The sequence below is a fragment of the Chryseobacterium indologenes genome (assembly GCF_001295265.1).
Lineage (GTDB): Bacteria > Bacteroidota > Bacteroidia > Flavobacteriales > Weeksellaceae > Chryseobacterium > Chryseobacterium indologenes_A.
This window is the reverse complement of the sequence record NZ_LJOD01000015.1, coordinates 38,772-53,951: the sequence shown is the minus strand read 5'-3', so window position 1 is coordinate 53,951 and position 15,180 is coordinate 38,772. Positions and strand designations below refer to the sequence as shown.

Genomic DNA, 15,180 nt, shown 5'->3' with positions numbered 1-15,180 from the left:
CCAGGATAAAAATAACCCTGTGTTAATTTTTAAGCCTGATTCTATATTTTTACTCTAAGTTATTAATTATCTATTGATAGTGAGCCAAATTTTTCGCCCTAAGGCAGCCGCTTGGCCTTTTCCCACAGAATATCCATTTCTTCCAAGGAAAGCTCAGCAAGTTTTAATCCGGCTTCCTCAGCAAGTTCTTCCATTTTCTGGAATCTCGAAATAAATTTCAGATTGGTTCTTTCCAACGCTGAATCAGGATTAATCCCTGAAATCCTTGCATAGTTAATCAGTGAGAAAAATACATCCCCTAGTTCCTGTTCTTTTTTATCAGGATCCGTTTCTGCATGAAATTCCTGTATTTCCTCATCCACTTTTTTCCAGGCATCTTCCGCATCATGGAATTCAAATCCAATGCCTTTGACCTTATCCTGTATCCTGTATGCCTTTACCATGCTCGGAAGGCTTTTCGGAACACCACCCAATATCGATTTATTTCCTTCTTTCAGCTTCAGCTTTTCCCAGTTCTGCTTCACTTCTTCCTCATCCTTCACTTCTGTATCACCATAAATATGGGGATGACGGAAAATGAGCTTCTCATTCAGGGAATTGATCACATCTGCTATATCAAAACTCTCTTTTTCCGATCCTATTTTAGCATAAAAAACAAGATGAAGAAGTACATCACCCAATTCTTTTTTTATCTCCTGCAAATCCTCCTGAAGAATAGCATCTGAGAGTTCATAGGTTTCCTCCAAAGTCAGATGGCGTAAAGACTGCAGGGTCTGTTTTTGGTCCCATGGGCATTTTTCCCGGAGATCATCCATAATGTCCAGCAATCTTCCGAAAGCTTCTAGTTTTTCCTGTCTGGTATTCATAACTTGTTGAAAGTTCAATATGATGCAAAGGTAAGGGTTATTTACACTTACCGGCAAACCTTATATTTAAAATTAAAGCTGAATAAATATGCAACATGAAAGTTCAGAGGGAAAGAAAATTGAGTTTTTTCTCATTGCAAAGTATAATTGATTTCTCTTATTTTTAATTATCATACTGCATTTTATTTCAACAAAAAGCCCCATCAGGATTGACGGGGCTTTGTATCTTACATTAAGGATGCTTATCCTTGTTTTCTGTGAGTACTTTTTGGAGCGGCCTTTGCTGCTGAAGTAGCTTTTACTTTCGGAGTGGCAGGCTTTTCAGCTTTTGGAGCGGCTTTTTTAGGAGCATCCTTTTCAATGCTTACTTCTTCCTGTGCAGGCTCTAAAGTTTCAGGCTCTGCTTTTACAAAGCTTTCCGGAGTAATATATCCTGCCTTTTGAAGGATATTATACCACTGAGCCAGTTTCTTAATATCAGAAGCATATACTCTTTCTGTATCGTAATTAGGAAGAGAAGCCGTCATAAATTCTTTAAGATCTGCATCTGAAGATTTGTGAGAGATTGTTTCTTTGTAGTCCTGATTTTTAGCAATATTTTCAAAAACTTCGAACAAAGGAACTTCTTTATCCACTGTAAACATTGCGATATTATCCAATAAGCTTACCTGGCTTGAGTTTCCGATGCTTACTTTTTTCTTAGTCGTAACGTCTTCAATAATAAACCCGTTTCTTAATTGAGAAACTAATTTGTAAAGTCCTGGCTTTCCTGAAATTGAAATTATTTTTTCTAACAGCATAATTATATTGTTTGTAAATTCTGCAATCAGCTCGGGGCTTTTTGCTCTGTATTATTTTTTCTTTTTATCCTTGTTTTATTTATTTTGGAAATCTCATTTTGTAATTGATGCTTACATCACCCTGAGAAATCTTCGTCAGTTTACCTTTTACCAGCTTTTTCTTTAACGCACTCAAATGATCTGTAAACAGGATTCCTTCGATGTGGTCATATTCATGCTGAATTACGCGGGCTCTAATATCGGAAAAAGTTTCTGTATGTTTCACAAAATTTTCGTCATAATATTCAATAACGATGGTTCCTTTTCTTTTTACATCTTCTCTTACATCCGGAATAGAAAGACATCCTTCATTGAACTTCCATTCTTCGCCTGATTCTTCAAGAATTCTTGCGTTGATGAAAACCTTTTTGAATTCAGCCAGTTCATCTTTAATATCCTCATAATCTTCGTCTTCCGCCAGCGGAGTTACATCAATCACGAACATACGGATATCCAGACCAATCTGGGGTGCAGCCAGTCCTATACCGTTTGCGCTGTACATTGTCTCAAACATATTGTCTATCAGTTCCTGTAATCCGGGATAATCCTGATCTATATCTTTTCCCACTTTTCTCAAAACGGGATCCCCAAAAGCTCTTATCGGTAAAATCATCTTATTCTTTGTTCTAAAAAATTCTGCAATATGATGGTTGCACTTACTTTATCTATTAATCCTTTTTCCTGCTTCTTTTTTTTATTTTTACCGCTCTGGGAAATAAAAAAAGAAGCCATCTTTGAAGTAAATCTTTCATCGAAACGGTGAACCTTGATATCCGGAAATTCCTGTTGAAATTTTTCAATAAATTTCAGAATATCCGCCTCCACTTCGGAAATATTACCCTTCAGATCTGTGGGCAGTCCTACCACAGCTTCATCCACTTTGTTCTCACTGGAATATTTCTTCAGAAACTCTATTAAAAGCGGTGTCTGAATGGTATCCAGACCGCTCGCAATGATCTGCATATCATCTGTTGCGGCAATACCGCAGCGCACTTTTCCATAGTCTATTGCAAGGATCTGTCCCATAAGTCTGCAAATTTAGTAAAATTTACTGATTTTATTCATAACGCAGTTTTTTTATAAAAATCATGTTTTATTCCATTATTTTTTTTATAATTTTAATCTTCCAAAAAACGAAAGTATGAAGAAACTCATCCTCGTAAGACATGCGAAAAGCGACTGGCCGGAAGAAACGGAAGATTTTGACAGACCCCTGGCAGATAAGGGATTGCAGGACGCTATGAACATGTCCAGATTCATGAAAAATAAAAATATTTCCATTGATTATTTTGTTTCCAGTCCGGCAGTCCGTGCACTGAATACCTGCAGGATCTTTAACCAGACCTATCAGCTGAATATGTCAACCGCAGATAAACTGTATAATCCTTCGGAAAGAAATTTTGAATCTGTGATCTACGACCTGGATGACCATCTCAACTCTGTAGCCCTGTTTTCTCATAACAACGGTATTTCAAATTTTGCCAATTCCATCTCGGAAGATATTTTCCACTTTCCGACCTGTGGAGTAGCAGGCTTTGAGATTGACTGCAATTCATGGTCCGAATTTGACGGAGCCAAAAAGAAGCTGCTGTTTTTTTATGAGCCAGGCAAGATATAGACTGACTCTGTACGCTATCCTTCTTATTTTCCTTTTTTCCTGTCAGAAGAAGGATAAATCTTATCCGGAAACAATAGCCATCAATGATGTTAAACTTACTGATCCCCGACCAGGAAGCTGGCGGTATAATCACGATGAAAAATTTCAGAAGCTTGAAGACTTTCAAAACTCAAAAAAAATAATACCTGAACCCGGAAAAAATATCATTTACCTGCAGCCAATCGGAAGTTTTAATCAACTTCAGCAAAAGGAGCTACAGCTTACCCGGGAATATTTAAATGCTTATTACCAGCTGGAAACAAAAATTCTTCCGGCTTTACCCAATTCAATTATCGCCCAAACAGCTAAAAGAATCTCCAAGGAAGGACATGAGCAGGTCCTGGCAAGCTATGTCCTGAACAATATTCTTATAAAAAGAAAGCCCAAAGACGGTGTGGTACTTATGGGGATTACAGAAAGGGATCTCTATCCCAGACCGGAATGGAATTATGTTTTCGGATTTGCCTCTTATGAAGATGGTGCTGGTGTAACTTCCCTGTACAGGTTTGCCAATGGTAACTTAACAGAATCTAATTTTAACGAAAGCCTTCTCAGGCTTATGAAAATAAGTTCTCATGAAATCGGTCATATGTTCGGCATCAGCCACTGCCTCAATGCCAATTGTGTGATGAGCGGAACCAATTCTCTTTCAGAAACGGATTTCCATTTTGCAAGAGCCTGCTCACTGTGCCAGCAAAAAATGAACTCAAGCATTCGTTATGATCCTGAAAAGCGCCTCACTGAACTGAAAAAATTCTTTGAAAACCAAGATTTGAATGCTGAGCTAACCCGTGCTGAAGCTGATTGGAATCTGTTAAAATAAAAAAACGGACCAAAGCCCGTTTTATTTAATAATTCAGTAATCTCTGTTATTTTCTTTTCAGATCCAGGTCATCAAAATCAAAGCTGAAATCCGTAATATCTGAAATAGCCTTTAGCTTTGCAGATTCAGCCTTTCCGTTCTCATCATAGGCGAAAATAATATAAGCATCGGCATCGTAGCTTCTGTCGTCCCATCTGATGATAAATGTATTATTGGAATAAGGCAGCAGCTCTCCTTTCAGCCTTGGCGAATTTTTACAGATAATCCTGTAAGCACTTCCCTGTTGCGAAATTTCTACCTCACCAAACCATGAGTCGCTATACTTTCCGACAAACTGTTCCGCTTTAGGCTGCAGGTTTTTATCTTTTTTGAAAGCTTCAGATTTTGCAAAAGCTTCTTTTTTCTGCTTCTCATATTCGGCATTCATTTTTGCCATTCTTTCACCGTAAGTCTTCAGCCAGTTTCTGTCTGCAATTCCCAGATAAGAATCTTTTACAGTATTGGTAATCGTATTAAAAGCCGCTCCTGACTGTTGGTTGGTTAATACTACAATTCCCAGTTTCAGATCAGGAATCAGCGTAAACTGGGTAACAGTCCCTATCAGCCCGCCGGTATGCTGTACCTGCTTATGTCCTTTCACATCACTTAAAAACCATCCTAATCCGTATCCGTAAAAGCTTGTATCATATGGATTTTTCATTGCTACTCTATCCGGAATCTGAAGGCTCCACAACTGCTGTACATTCTTATCTGAAACCAGTTTCCTGCCGTCTTTGGTGGTAAAATTATTAAGAAGACATTCTGCCCAGGTGGTCATATCTTTAATATTACTCATAATTCCCCCAGCTGCATTAGCTGTTTCATTCCAATCATGCGGAACTGCTACTGCTTTACCATCTACGGGAGCATGGGCATCAATTTTATTGGATACTGCTTTTGCCCTGTTGTAGCTGCCGAAGCTGGAAGTCATTCCTACCGGCTTCATGATTTTCTGTTCAATAAATTCTGCCCAGCTTAAACCGGAAATTCTGTGAATGACTTCACCAGCAACGATAAACATTATGTTGTTATAATCTAATGTAGTTCTGAAAGGATTTTCAGGCTTAAGATAACGTACGTTATGAACAATATCATTCACAGTGAGAGTTCCACCTTCCGGAAAAAACATCAGATCTCCCTGGCCCAGCCCTAATCCTGCCCTGTGGGTTACAAGATCTTTTACCGTTACGTTTTGGGAAACATACGGATCATACATTTGAAACTCAGGAATATATTTTGAAACTTTATCGTCCCAGTTCAGTTTTCCTTCATCTGCTAAGATGGCCAGGGCCGTACAGGTGAATCCTTTGGAATTGGAAGCAATACCTACCAGCGTATTGTCATCCATCGGCTGTTTTGTGGCTAAAGAACGTTGTCCGAAACCTTTGGAATAGATTACTTTTCCGTCTTTTACAATGCCTACAGACATTCCCGGAACATCGAAGGTTTTCAGAGTACTCTGGATCAGTTCATCCAGTTTTTTTTCTTCTACCTGGGCATTGGAAAACCCTACCGCCAAAAGAAAAAAGAAAAAAGAAATTTTCTGCTTCATTTTTTATATATTTCTCCCAAAATTACTAAAAAGCTATTTAAACTTTTTTATTAAACCATAAAAGTCACAAAAGTTTTATTTTAAACACATTAGAAGTGATTTTTAAGTTTAAATACTTTGTGCATAGAAGTTCACATAAGAGCCTTTAAAAATTTTTGATTTTTATTCTTCCGAGAATTTTTATCATATCTAACATCTGTGTAAATAGCTTTTGTGGTTAAGCTTAAAATGAGTTTAACAGACTTATTTATAATTTTAATGTCCTTCTAAAAAATTTAAATAAGTTTTAAATATTAAGAGATGCTATTTTGCGGATGATAAAAGTTTGCTGTTTTAAATATTGAAAAATTAATCTTTCATAAATTTGCAGAAATTTCAACGTTTTATGACCAAAATCCTTCTCCTTTCCGATTCGCATTCTTATATAGACGACAGGATCTTAGAATACGCACAGCAGGCTGACGAAGTGTGGCATTGTGGTGATTTCGGAAGTATGGACGTTATTGAGCAGCTGGAAAAAATAAAGCCGCTGAAAGGCGTTTACGGAAATATTGATAACGCGAAGATCCGTGCCGAATTTCCTGAAGTAAGCCGGTTTTTCTGTGAGGATCTTGAGGTTCTGATGATCCATATCGGCGGATATCCGGGAAAGTATAGTCCATTAACCCAAAAAGAGATTGCTGAGAAAGCTCCTAAATTATTTATTTCAGGACATTCTCATATTTTAAAGGCAATGTATGATGAAAAGAACAGCCTTTTGCACCTTAATCCCGGTGCATGCGGACAACAGGGCTGGCATAAGGTAAGAACCATGATGAGATTTGTGGTAGATGGTGAAGAAATAAAGGATCTTGAGGTTATTGAACTGGGAAGCAGAGGATAAAGGTAAACAGGCGATACAAATTATGAAGATTGGCAACAAAGTCTCTGTAGTAGATGAAGATTTGAGCGGAATTGTTACTTCCGTGAATGGGAATATTGTGGTTTTTAAAGATGAATACGGGTTCACCCATCAGTATCCAAAAGAAAAGCTGGTTCCCAAAGATGTTGATCTTTACGAGAATATAAGGGTTGAAAAGAAAGCCGAAGCTAAAAAGGTTATCTCTAAAAAACATCAGAAAAATCATATGGTTCTGGACCTTCATTTCCATAATCTGGTAAAGAATCCTAATGATTATGACAGTTTTGAAAGGCTTTTCATCCAAAAGGAAAAACTGATGGAAGTTCTGGAATTCTGCAGAAAGCATCATCTGAAAAGACTTGAAATTGTTCACGGTATTGGCGACGGCACGCTTCAGAAAATGGTTTGGAATGTTCTGGAAAGCCAGACAGATATTGATTTTTATAATAAAGAAATACTTCACCATCAATCGGGTGCCGTTATGATAGAATTTCACTAAATTTGCATCAATAGAAATATGAACGTACTTAATTTACTTTTTACCAAAGACGGATTAATCTGCCAGATCGCCAAAAACAAAAGTGTTCTGGAGGAAAAGTCTTATTTCGTTACGGAAGAAACACCGGAAAATCTAATCGAGGATAAACTTGATGAAATGCTTATTAAGCAAAGATTTGATGAGATCCAGGTGGTTTCGGCCCTGAATCATTTCACCCTGATGCCTGAAGGCTATTCTGAACATGAGGCAGGTTTTGAACTTATTGCGTTCAATGCTCCTACGGATAAGAATAATGAGGAGCTGATGCTATCTGTGAATAAAAAATTCGGGGTACAGTTTTATTATACCTTTCAGAAAAATTTTTATAAAAAGATAAAAGAAATTGCTGTTCCGGTTCATTTTAATTTTTCGGGAGAGAAGTTTTTAAATTCTATCAATATTAAAGCCGGCAAAGAGATTCACATCAATCTGTACCATAACCAATGTGAATTTTTCGCTATCAATAATAAAAAGATCATTCTATATAACAATCTGGATGTTAATTCAGAAGTAGATTTTCTTTATTTCATTATGTTTACCTTAAGTAAAATAGGTTTCGGTATCAACGAGACACATTTCTATGCTTATGGTGAAACCACGGAGAATGAAACCTTTATCTCCGAACTTCAGAAATTCGTCAAAAACCTGAAAATCGTTTTTGATAATGTTCCTAATAAGAATTTTATACTCAATTAGACTGCAGGCAGCCGGTCACAGGGGTTAGTGCCCAAATTCAGTGACCTGGTTCTGTGATCTGTTACCTAACAACTAAAAAATTATGTTCAGAATAATATCCGGTAAATGGAAAGCCAAGAAAATAGCAGCTCCGAAAAATTTTGATGTAAGGCCAACTACCGATTTTGCTAAGGAAGCTTTATTCAGTATCCTGGAAAATACATATGATATGCAGTCTATTTCCGTACTGGATCTTTTTGCAGGAATTGGCTCTATTTCATTAGAGTTTGCGTCCAGAGGATGTCAGGACGTTACTTCTGTAGAGATGAACCCGAAGCACACCGGATTTATCAATTCTACAGCTTCCGACCTGGGAATGTCTTTACAGATCAATGTTCAGAGAGGAGATGTATTTGACTGGCTTAAGAAATTCAGAAATAAAAAGAGTTTTGAAATTGTATTTTCTGATGCTCCCTTCGAAATGGAGGAAAAGAAATATTATGAACTGATTTCCATGGTTCTCAATAACAAATTCCTTAAAGAAAACGGAGTTCTGATTGTAGAGCACCAAAGCCGCATGAAACTTGAACACCCGAATTTAAAAGAAACCCGAAAATACGGAAACGTAAGTTTCAGTTTTTTTGAACCTAATAAAGAAGATAATCAGGAAATTTAATTCCTGATTATTTTTTTGATAAATTCCGGAGAAAAAGCCGGTCATGAGATTTCATCATCAGCATCAATCCTGAATTAAAAAAGCTGTTTCATAGTGGAAACAGCCTTTTATTTATAATACTTTCAACTCAAGATCAATCGTTTTTCCGAAAAATTTCTTGGAAATCTTTTCAAAATTTTTAGTGAGATCAGAGAGATAGAAATGATAGTTGGGCTTTGGATTATTCTCATTCAGAAGGTTATATTTATCCAGAATGATTTTCAGATGATTGGCCACAATATTTGGGGAGTCAATCACACGAACGCGGTTTCCATAATACTGCTTAATCTCATCAATTAACAGTGGATAGTGTGTGCAGCCAAGAATCAGGGTTTCTATATTCTTCAGCTTACTGTTGCTTAAATAATTATAAATAATGGCATGTGTAATCGGATGGTTTTTAAAACCTTCTTCAATGGCAGGAACCAGAAGTGGTGTTGCCAGCTCATCTACTTTGATCCATTTATTATGCTTCCGGATGCTTTTCTTGTACAGTCCCGAATTTACGGTAGCTTTGGTAGCGATAACTCCAACATTATTGTGGATTTCATAAGATACTTTTTCAGCAACAGGATTGATGACGTCAATAACGGGAACTCTTCCTGCAACAGACTGCAACACTTCATTGAGAGCATTGGCTGTAGCTGTATTGCAGGCAACCACAATAGCTTTACAGTTCTGCTCAAGCAGAAAATTAGTGATCTTGGTTGAATATTCTATAATTGCTTCTTTCGATTTTTCACCATAAGGAAGGTGTTTTGTATCCCCGAAATAGATCAGATCTTCATTCGGAAGAAGCCTCTTGATTTCTTTGGCTACGGTGAGGCCTCCCACCCCACTGTCGAAAATACCGATCGGCTGGCTGGGTGAAAGATGCGAGTAATCTTGTTTTTTAGTTTTCAAATGAACTGAAATTTTATACAAAAATAGTGAATTTTATGGCACAGTTGCATATATGCAAGGATTATACAATAAACAAATCTGAAGCAATTCCGTCTGCCATGAACCAATGCTTTTCAGGAATTTTCAGGTGATTATTTTTCGTAATTAAGATTCCCTCTCCCAGTTTAGTCTTTATTTCATTCTGAAAATGTTCAAGTATTTTATCTTCAAACTTATTGTTGAGATGTTCAAGATCTACTCCCCAGATGGTTCTCAGACCTATCATAATCATTTCGTTGAACTGATCTTCCTGTGAAAGCAATTCCTCTTCTTTAGCAAGATTTTTAATGCTTAGTTTTTTAATATACTGCTGATTGCTGGCTACATTCCAGCTTCTGACATCATATCCGTTGTAGGAATGAGCGGAAGGTCCTATTCCCAGATACTCTTTATATTTCCAATATGAGGAATTATGCCTGGAATAAAAACCGGGTTTTGCAAAATTGGAAACTTCATAATGTTCAAATCCGTTATCTTTAAGGAAATCTGATAAATAATAAAATTCCCTGTTCTGTTCTTCTTCTTTCGGACTGGCTACTTTTCCTTTTGAGATCCAGTTTTCCAAAGCGGTCTTTGGTTCTACGGTCAAGGCATAGGATGAAATATGGGGAACCTCCAGAGCAATGGTCTTGCTTAAATTTTCTTTCCAGATTTCCAGATTGGACGTTGGTGAACCATAGATGAGATCAATACTTAGGTTTTCAAAGCCAAAATCCTGGGCTCTTTTGATAGAACCCTCTGCTTCTGAAGCATTATGAGCACGGTTCATCAGCTTTAAATCTTCATCAAAGAAACTCTGCGTTCCAATGGAAAGACGGTTAACCGGAAGTTTTGAAAGCTGTTTCAGAAAGTTTTTGTCCAGATCATCCGGATTTGCCTCCAGGGTAATCTCAATATCTTTGTCGAAGCTGAAATACCGGAGTACTTCATCAATTAAGGCACCAATTTCATCTGCAGAAAGAATGGAAGGAGTTCCCCCTCCAAAATATAGGGATTTTAAATTTTTATCCTGAAGTTCATCTTTCCTGAGCATGATTTCCGTTTTCATGGCGCGGATCATTTCATCCTTAAAGTTCAGGGATGTGGAAAAGTGAAAATTGCAGTAGCTGCACTTCTGTCTGCAGAAAGGAACGTGAATATATATCATAAAAAAAGCTCTGAAAAAATTCAGAGCTCAAATTTATTTAAATTAAATCAGATTAATATCTAAATCCTCTATGATTAATAAAGTTATCGAAGTTATAACCAAGACTGATCATGAAGCTGTTTCCTCCATACGTCTGAATATCAGACATCCCGATGTTATAAGTTGCCCCAACCATGAATTTATTAAATCTTACTTTCACCACAGGAGCAACCTGAAGCTCCTGGCTGTCAAATCTGTTCTGTACAGTCCTGTAGCTAACCCCGAAAGAGAAAGAGTTGATATCATTAAAGAATGTACCCATTAAGTTATAATCGATCATTCTTGTTGAGTTCGTATTTAAGTTGATTAAAGCTGACGGTGTAAGATAAATGTTATCTGCTAAATGCCAGTTGTATCCTAAGTTAAGGAAGAATTTAATTGGAGAAGGTTCAATTCCGTTTACGATTGCCTTATCATTACTTAATGCGATATCGTTCACAGAAACTCCAGCGAAAATATTTCTATAGGTAGCAGCTGCCCCAAAGTTGGCATAAGCCATAAAGATATTTCCTTCTTTTCCTATCAATAGCGGATCATAACCGTCTTCAACGTTCACTGAAGTGTAGTCAAAATTCATGTTATAGAAACTTACACTGGTACCGAAAGAGAACTGATCTTTTCTTTCTCCCTCACTGCTTAGTGGAATAAAATAAGAAGCACCAGCAGTAATACCACCTGCAGAGATAGGCCCGTTGCTGTCTCTGAAAATAGAAAGTCCCGCTCCCACTCTATCGAAAATGTTCCCATTAATCCCGATAGATTGCGTATTTGGAGAGTCGCTGAACTTGTCAAATTGTTTGTGATAATTGGCGTTGAGCTGTACGTAATCTGTCTTTCCGTATTGAGCTGGGTTGAACAGGAACTCACCATCCAAAAGATATTGCTGATAGTATGGTAGTGATTCTTGTGCTTTGTATGCATTCGACAAAAGAGCTAAACATACGATAGCATATAGTTTTCTCATAACAAATCTTGATTTCAATTCAACAAATATAAAAAAATTCTCAATATATTTTTAGTTTTCCAAATAATTTCTCCATTTTTTTACAGCATCCGCCATATCTTTTGGCATTGGGCTCTCAAAATACAATTCCTTCTTTGTTGTAGGATGTATAAAACCTAAAGTATGGGCATGCAGTGCATGTCTTGGCAGAATATCAAAAACATTTTTTATAAACTGCTTATACTTAGGCAGGTTCACTCCCCGCAAAGGTGTATGGCCTTCATATCGCTCATCATTGAACAGAGTATGCCCGATGTGTCTGAAATGTGCCCTGATCTGGTGAGTTCTTCCCGTTTCAAGCTTACATTCTACCCAGGTCATATACCTGAAACGTTCCAAAACCTTATAATGGGTAACGGCATGTTTACCCTGGCTGCCGTCTTCGTATACAGACATCTGCATTCTGTTTTTCGGATGTCTTCCGATGTGGCCCCTGATTGTGCCTTCATCTTCCAGAAGATTCCCCCAGACAAAAGCCCAATAAAGTCTTTTTGTGGTTCTGTTGAAGAACTGTTTGGCCAGAAAACTCAGAGCATATTCATTCTTGGCAATCACCAGAAGTCCGGAAGTATCTTTATCAATGCGGTGAACAAGCCCTACCCTGTCCAGATCAGATTTCTCTCCGTTTTTCTCAAAATGAAACGCCAGCGCATTCACCAGTGTACCGTCCCAGTTTCCGAAACCGGGATGTACTACCATTCCGGCTTCTTTATCTACAACGACAAGATCATCATCTTCGTATATAATATTAACAGGAATATCCTGCGGGATAATCACATTCTCCCTTGGCGGGTGTGCAAGCAGTACTGAAATCTGGTCTCCCGGCTTTACACGGTAATTTTGCTTAACCGGAGTACCGTTCACCACCACATTCCCCGCACGGCAGGTCTGGGAAATCTTGTTTCTTGAAGAGTTCTGTCTGTATATTAGCAGGAATTTGTCTATACGCAGAGGTTCCTGTTTACTGTCTACCGTTATATTCAGGTGCTCATACAGGCCTTTGTTTTCTTCATCAATATCAATATTCTCTATACTTTCTATATTCCCGGAATCCAGTAATTCTTCGTCAAAAAAATCTTCGTTATCTTCTGCCATTGTTTTATTTTTTTACGCAAAAGGCCTCAACATTTTGCAGTTGAAGCCCTATTTTTTTATAATAAGTTATTACTATTCTATGACCATCTTCTTAGCTTTTGGCTTTTGAGTGGGTTGCTGCCCTGTTGTAGAAGCTGTCGGTTTATTATTTGTATTTCCGGCTGGTGGATTAGCTGAAGACGTCTTAGGCTTCTCTGTTGCGGATCCCGCTGGTTTGGCAGGAGTGGTCGTTTTAGGCGTCTCAGTTTTCACCGGTTCAGGTCTTGGAGCTTCTCTCCTTGGAGCCGGAACATCCGCAGGTGGATCATAGCTAGGGGTAGGATGAGCAGGAATTTCTTCGTAACGCACCGGAGGGAGCGAAGTATCTACTTTCATACGATAGATAGAATTCAGCTGATTTATTTTAGCACTCAGTTCAGCAGGAGTTTTCTTACTTGCCCAAAGATCAATCTGCATTCCCTGGTCTCTTACATCCCCTGATGCAGGATCCTGATAGTAGATAATATCTGACTCATCTTTTCCTCCATCTTCATGCTCTACAAGCCCTACTTCAAACATGCTTTTGGCAATCACCACTCTTGCTTCCTTTACCGATAATCCTACCACACTAGGAATTGAAATATTCCTCATAGGGCCGGATCCTACAACAACATCAATCATGGAGAATCTTGGAAGACGCGCTCCAGGACTTACTGCATTTCCTTTATATAATATCCTTAGAAGGGCATCCTTCTGAATACTTGGTTCATAAATTGTATCTCCGATCTTAAGTCCTACCTGATCCAATCTCTGGAAAGCAAGTCCTGAATATTTATTAATTACATCCGGAACAGTAATGGGTGCCCATGTTCTTGGGTTGACTACAATTCTTACCAATGATCCAGGTTTTACCCTTGAACTGGATAAGGGATGCATCTTTAAAACCTGAAAAGGCTTAAATTTAGGATTATATTCTGCACTGTCAACTTCATATTCGAGGCCTGTATCCTCTAATATTTTAACAGCATCATATACCGATTTATTGATAACATTGGGAACCGGAATCTCCTGACCATGATTGGTGTGGTACTCCAGCCAGCGGAACGTAAGCCATACCAACCCCACAAAAACACCGATGGCTACTACTAAGTTCAGCAAAACTTTCCAATTGAAAAGTGATTTAAGCATACTTAAAAATACTTTAATTATAACGGCAAATATAGCTAATAATTTTAGAATGTGCTTTTTATTTAACACATTTCATTTTCGTCTCTAAAATTTCCCGATTTCCCTTATTACAATATATAAAATGTTTAAATTTGCCTTAATTGATACTATATGGTTATGAGCAAAAAATGTGTTGCCGTTGTCATGGGGGGCTATTCAGACGAATATGTCGTTTCTTTAAAAAGCGGTCAGTTGATCTATGATTCTCTGGACAGAAATCTATACGATGTATATAAGGTAGTAATCCTTAAAGATGAATGGTATTTCTTAGACGAAAATGATAAAAAATATGACATCAACAGGGGCGATTTCTCTGTAACATTAGATTCGCATAAAACCCTGAAATTTGATGTCTGCTTTAATATTATCCACGGCACACCGGGTGAAAACGGAATTCTTCAGGCCTACTGGGATGCCATAGGGCAAAAATACACAGGCTGCGGCTTCTATCAGAGTGCTTTAACATTCAATAAAAAAGACACCCTGGCTGTATTGTCTAAATACGGAATCCCGGCTGCCAAAAGCATTTATTTAAGAAAAGGAGAAAGCATCAATATTGATGAGATTACAGAAAGCCTTGGCCTTCCTCTTTTTGTAAAACCCAACCAGTCCGGATCTTCTCTGGGAATTTCTAAAGTAAAGGAAAAATCTGAACTGATCGCTGCTACAGAAGTTGCATTCAAAGAAGATAATGAAATACTGATTGAAAGTTTTCTGGACGGAATGGAAGTTTCTGTGGGAGTTATTGATTTCAAAGGAGAAACCATCGTTTTAGGAATCACTGAAATTGTTCCTACTAATGAATTCTTTGACTATGAAGCCAAATATGAAGGGGCTTCCGAGGAAATTACCCCTGCCAGAATTGATGATGCAACCAGGCTGAGAGTAGAAGAAATTGCCAAAAGAGCATACAATTCATTAGGAATGAGCGGATTTTCAAGAAGCGAATTTATTCTGATGGACGGAATTCCTTACATGCTTGAAATGAATACCAATCCGGGTTTCTCTCCTGCCAGTATCCTGCCTCAACAGGCCAGACATTACGGAATCTCTATCATGGATCTTTGCGGAAACGAGGTAGAAAAAGCTTTACTTAAAAAATAGAAAGTAGAAGCTGTACATGATGAATTTACAATAAAAATG

At 37.8% G+C, this 15,180-nt stretch carries 17 protein-coding genes; 7 read left to right on the top strand and 10 right to left on the bottom strand.

The genetic code is table 11. The features are described from left to right. Positions 1–98 precede the first annotated feature (98 nt). The 4 genes from mazG to ruvX all read right to left on the bottom strand — a co-directional run bounded on the left by mazG (position 99) and on the right by ruvX (position 2,731). Positions 99–866 carry a nucleoside triphosphate pyrophosphohydrolase gene (gene mazG, locus AOB46_RS18385; RefSeq protein WP_062702107.1) on the bottom strand — a complete coding sequence of 256 codons (768 nt, stop codon included), beginning with the start codon at positions 864–866 and terminating at the stop codon, positions 99–101. A gap of 242 nt (positions 867–1,108) precedes the next feature. Continuing rightward, a complete protein-coding gene (locus tag AOB46_RS18380) occupies positions 1,109–1,666 on the bottom strand; it encodes a DUF5606 domain-containing protein (protein ID WP_062702104.1) in 558 nt (185 codons plus the stop codon). A 79-nt stretch (positions 1,667–1,745) separates the two neighbouring features. Continuing rightward, on the bottom strand, positions 1,746–2,318 hold the full coding sequence (gene def, locus AOB46_RS18375; RefSeq protein ID WP_062702102.1) for a peptide deformylase: 573 nt from the start codon (positions 2,316–2,318) through the stop codon (positions 1,746–1,748). Continuing rightward, complete coding sequence (gene ruvX / locus AOB46_RS18370) at positions 2,315–2,731, bottom strand: Holliday junction resolvase RuvX (protein ID WP_062702100.1); 417 nt, start codon at positions 2,729–2,731, stop codon at positions 2,315–2,317. The genes def and ruvX overlap by 4 nt, the downstream gene beginning before the upstream one ends. Before the next feature lie 115 nt (positions 2,732–2,846). Here ruvX and AOB46_RS18365 point away from each other — a divergent pair, with 115 nt between their 5' ends. Both AOB46_RS18365 and AOB46_RS18360 read left to right on the top strand, forming a co-directional pair. Beyond that, a complete protein-coding gene (locus tag AOB46_RS18365) occupies positions 2,847–3,323 on the top strand; it encodes a SixA phosphatase family protein (protein WP_062702098.1) in 477 nt (158 codons plus the stop codon). Continuing rightward, a complete protein-coding gene (locus AOB46_RS18360) occupies positions 3,304–4,185 on the top strand; it encodes an archaemetzincin (RefSeq protein WP_062702096.1) in 882 nt (293 codons plus the stop codon). The genes AOB46_RS18365 and AOB46_RS18360 overlap by 20 nt, the downstream gene beginning before the upstream one ends. A gap of 46 nt (positions 4,186–4,231) precedes the next feature. Here the strand turns inward: AOB46_RS18360 and AOB46_RS18355 are convergent, their stop codons facing one another. Further along, entirely contained in the window at positions 4,232–5,776 is a 1,545-nt protein-coding gene (locus AOB46_RS18355) for a serine hydrolase (protein WP_062702094.1), read from the bottom strand. Positions 5,777–6,161: 385 nt separating this feature from the next. Here AOB46_RS18355 and AOB46_RS18350 point away from each other — a divergent pair, with 385 nt between their 5' ends. The 4 genes from AOB46_RS18350 (at position 6,162) to AOB46_RS18335 (ending at position 8,566) form a co-directional block, all read left to right on the top strand. Continuing rightward, positions 6,162–6,659: a metallophosphoesterase family protein gene (locus AOB46_RS18350; protein WP_062702092.1), complete on the top strand. Its 498-nt coding sequence runs from the start codon at positions 6,162–6,164 to the stop codon at positions 6,657–6,659. A 22-nt stretch (positions 6,660–6,681) separates the two neighbouring features. Continuing rightward, complete coding sequence (locus AOB46_RS23130; RefSeq protein ID WP_062702243.1) at positions 6,682–7,176, top strand: Smr/MutS family protein; 495 nt, start codon at positions 6,682–6,684, stop codon at positions 7,174–7,176. Positions 7,177–7,194: 18 nt separating this feature from the next. Next, entirely contained in the window at positions 7,195–7,911 is a 717-nt protein-coding gene (locus AOB46_RS18340) for a DUF3822 family protein (protein ID WP_062702090.1), read from the top strand. Between the two features lie 82 nt (positions 7,912–7,993). Further along, positions 7,994–8,566 carry an RsmD family RNA methyltransferase gene (locus AOB46_RS18335; protein ID WP_062702089.1) on the top strand — a complete coding sequence of 191 codons (573 nt, stop codon included), beginning with the start codon at positions 7,994–7,996 and terminating at the stop codon, positions 8,564–8,566. A 111-nt stretch (positions 8,567–8,677) separates the two neighbouring features. Here the strand turns inward: AOB46_RS18335 and murI are convergent, their stop codons facing one another. The 5 genes from murI to AOB46_RS18310 all read right to left on the bottom strand — a co-directional run bounded on the left by murI (position 8,678) and on the right by AOB46_RS18310 (position 13,998). Further along, positions 8,678–9,508: a glutamate racemase gene (gene murI, locus AOB46_RS18330; RefSeq protein WP_062702087.1), complete on the bottom strand. Its 831-nt coding sequence runs from the start codon at positions 9,506–9,508 to the stop codon at positions 8,678–8,680. A 61-nt stretch (positions 9,509–9,569) separates the two neighbouring features. Next, positions 9,570–10,694, bottom strand: coding sequence for a radical SAM family heme chaperone HemW (gene hemW, locus AOB46_RS18325; protein ID WP_082377239.1), 1,125 nt, complete (start codon positions 10,692–10,694; stop codon positions 9,570–9,572). 52 nt (positions 10,695–10,746) lie between these two features. Next, positions 10,747–11,697, bottom strand: coding sequence for a PorP/SprF family type IX secretion system membrane protein (locus AOB46_RS18320; protein ID WP_062702084.1), 951 nt, complete (start codon positions 11,695–11,697; stop codon positions 10,747–10,749). A gap of 51 nt (positions 11,698–11,748) precedes the next feature. Continuing rightward, the gene (locus AOB46_RS18315) at positions 11,749–12,831 is read right to left on the bottom strand and encodes an RluA family pseudouridine synthase (protein WP_062702081.1); all 1,083 of its coding nucleotides are present in this window, start codon (positions 12,829–12,831) and stop codon (positions 11,749–11,751) included. A 72-nt stretch (positions 12,832–12,903) separates the two neighbouring features. Next, entirely contained in the window at positions 12,904–13,998 is a 1,095-nt protein-coding gene (locus tag AOB46_RS18310; RefSeq protein ID WP_062702079.1) for a PASTA domain-containing protein, read from the bottom strand. 156 nt (positions 13,999–14,154) lie between these two features. Between AOB46_RS18310 and AOB46_RS18305 the strand changes: the two genes are divergently transcribed. Continuing rightward, positions 14,155–15,141: a D-alanine--D-alanine ligase gene (locus AOB46_RS18305; protein ID WP_062702077.1), complete on the top strand. Its 987-nt coding sequence runs from the start codon at positions 14,155–14,157 to the stop codon at positions 15,139–15,141. The last annotated feature ends 39 nt before the right edge of the window (positions 15,142–15,180 follow it).

Excerpts from the sequence above, each read along its gene's own strand:
- ruvX (WP_062702100.1), bottom strand. The coding sequence starts at position 2,731 with ATGGGACAGATCCTTGCAATAGACTATGGAAAAGTGCGCTGCGGTATT.
- AOB46_RS18340 (WP_062702090.1), top strand. The coding sequence starts at position 7,195 with ATGAACGTACTTAATTTACTTTTTACCAAAGACGGATTAATCTGCCAG.
- def (WP_062702102.1), bottom strand. The coding sequence starts at position 2,318 with ATGATTTTACCGATAAGAGCTTTTGGGGATCCCGTTTTGAGAAAAGTG.
- AOB46_RS18305 (WP_062702077.1), top strand. The coding sequence starts at position 14,155 with ATGAGCAAAAAATGTGTTGCCGTTGTCATGGGGGGCTATTCAGACGAA.
- AOB46_RS18360 (WP_062702096.1), top strand. The coding sequence starts at position 3,304 with ATGAGCCAGGCAAGATATAGACTGACTCTGTACGCTATCCTTCTTATT.
- AOB46_RS18355 (WP_062702094.1), bottom strand. The coding sequence starts at position 5,776 with ATGAAGCAGAAAATTTCTTTTTTCTTTTTTCTTTTGGCGGTAGGGTTT.
- AOB46_RS18335 (WP_062702089.1), top strand. The coding sequence starts at position 7,994 with ATGTTCAGAATAATATCCGGTAAATGGAAAGCCAAGAAAATAGCAGCT.
- AOB46_RS18310 (WP_062702079.1), bottom strand. The coding sequence starts at position 13,998 with ATGCTTAAATCACTTTTCAATTGGAAAGTTTTGCTGAACTTAGTAGTA.
- AOB46_RS18315 (WP_062702081.1), bottom strand. The coding sequence starts at position 12,831 with ATGGCAGAAGATAACGAAGATTTTTTTGACGAAGAATTACTGGATTCC.
- AOB46_RS18380 (WP_062702104.1), bottom strand. The coding sequence starts at position 1,666 with ATGCTGTTAGAAAAAATAATTTCAATTTCAGGAAAGCCAGGACTTTAC.
- AOB46_RS23130 (WP_062702243.1), top strand. The coding sequence starts at position 6,682 with ATGAAGATTGGCAACAAAGTCTCTGTAGTAGATGAAGATTTGAGCGGA.
- AOB46_RS18320 (WP_062702084.1), bottom strand. The coding sequence starts at position 11,697 with ATGAGAAAACTATATGCTATCGTATGTTTAGCTCTTTTGTCGAATGCA.
- AOB46_RS18350 (WP_062702092.1), top strand. The coding sequence starts at position 6,162 with ATGACCAAAATCCTTCTCCTTTCCGATTCGCATTCTTATATAGACGAC.
- mazG (WP_062702107.1), bottom strand. The coding sequence starts at position 866 with ATGAATACCAGACAGGAAAAACTAGAAGCTTTCGGAAGATTGCTGGAC.
- AOB46_RS18365 (WP_062702098.1), top strand. The coding sequence starts at position 2,847 with ATGAAGAAACTCATCCTCGTAAGACATGCGAAAAGCGACTGGCCGGAA.
- hemW (WP_082377239.1), bottom strand. The coding sequence starts at position 10,694 with ATGATATATATTCACGTTCCTTTCTGCAGACAGAAGTGCAGCTACTGC.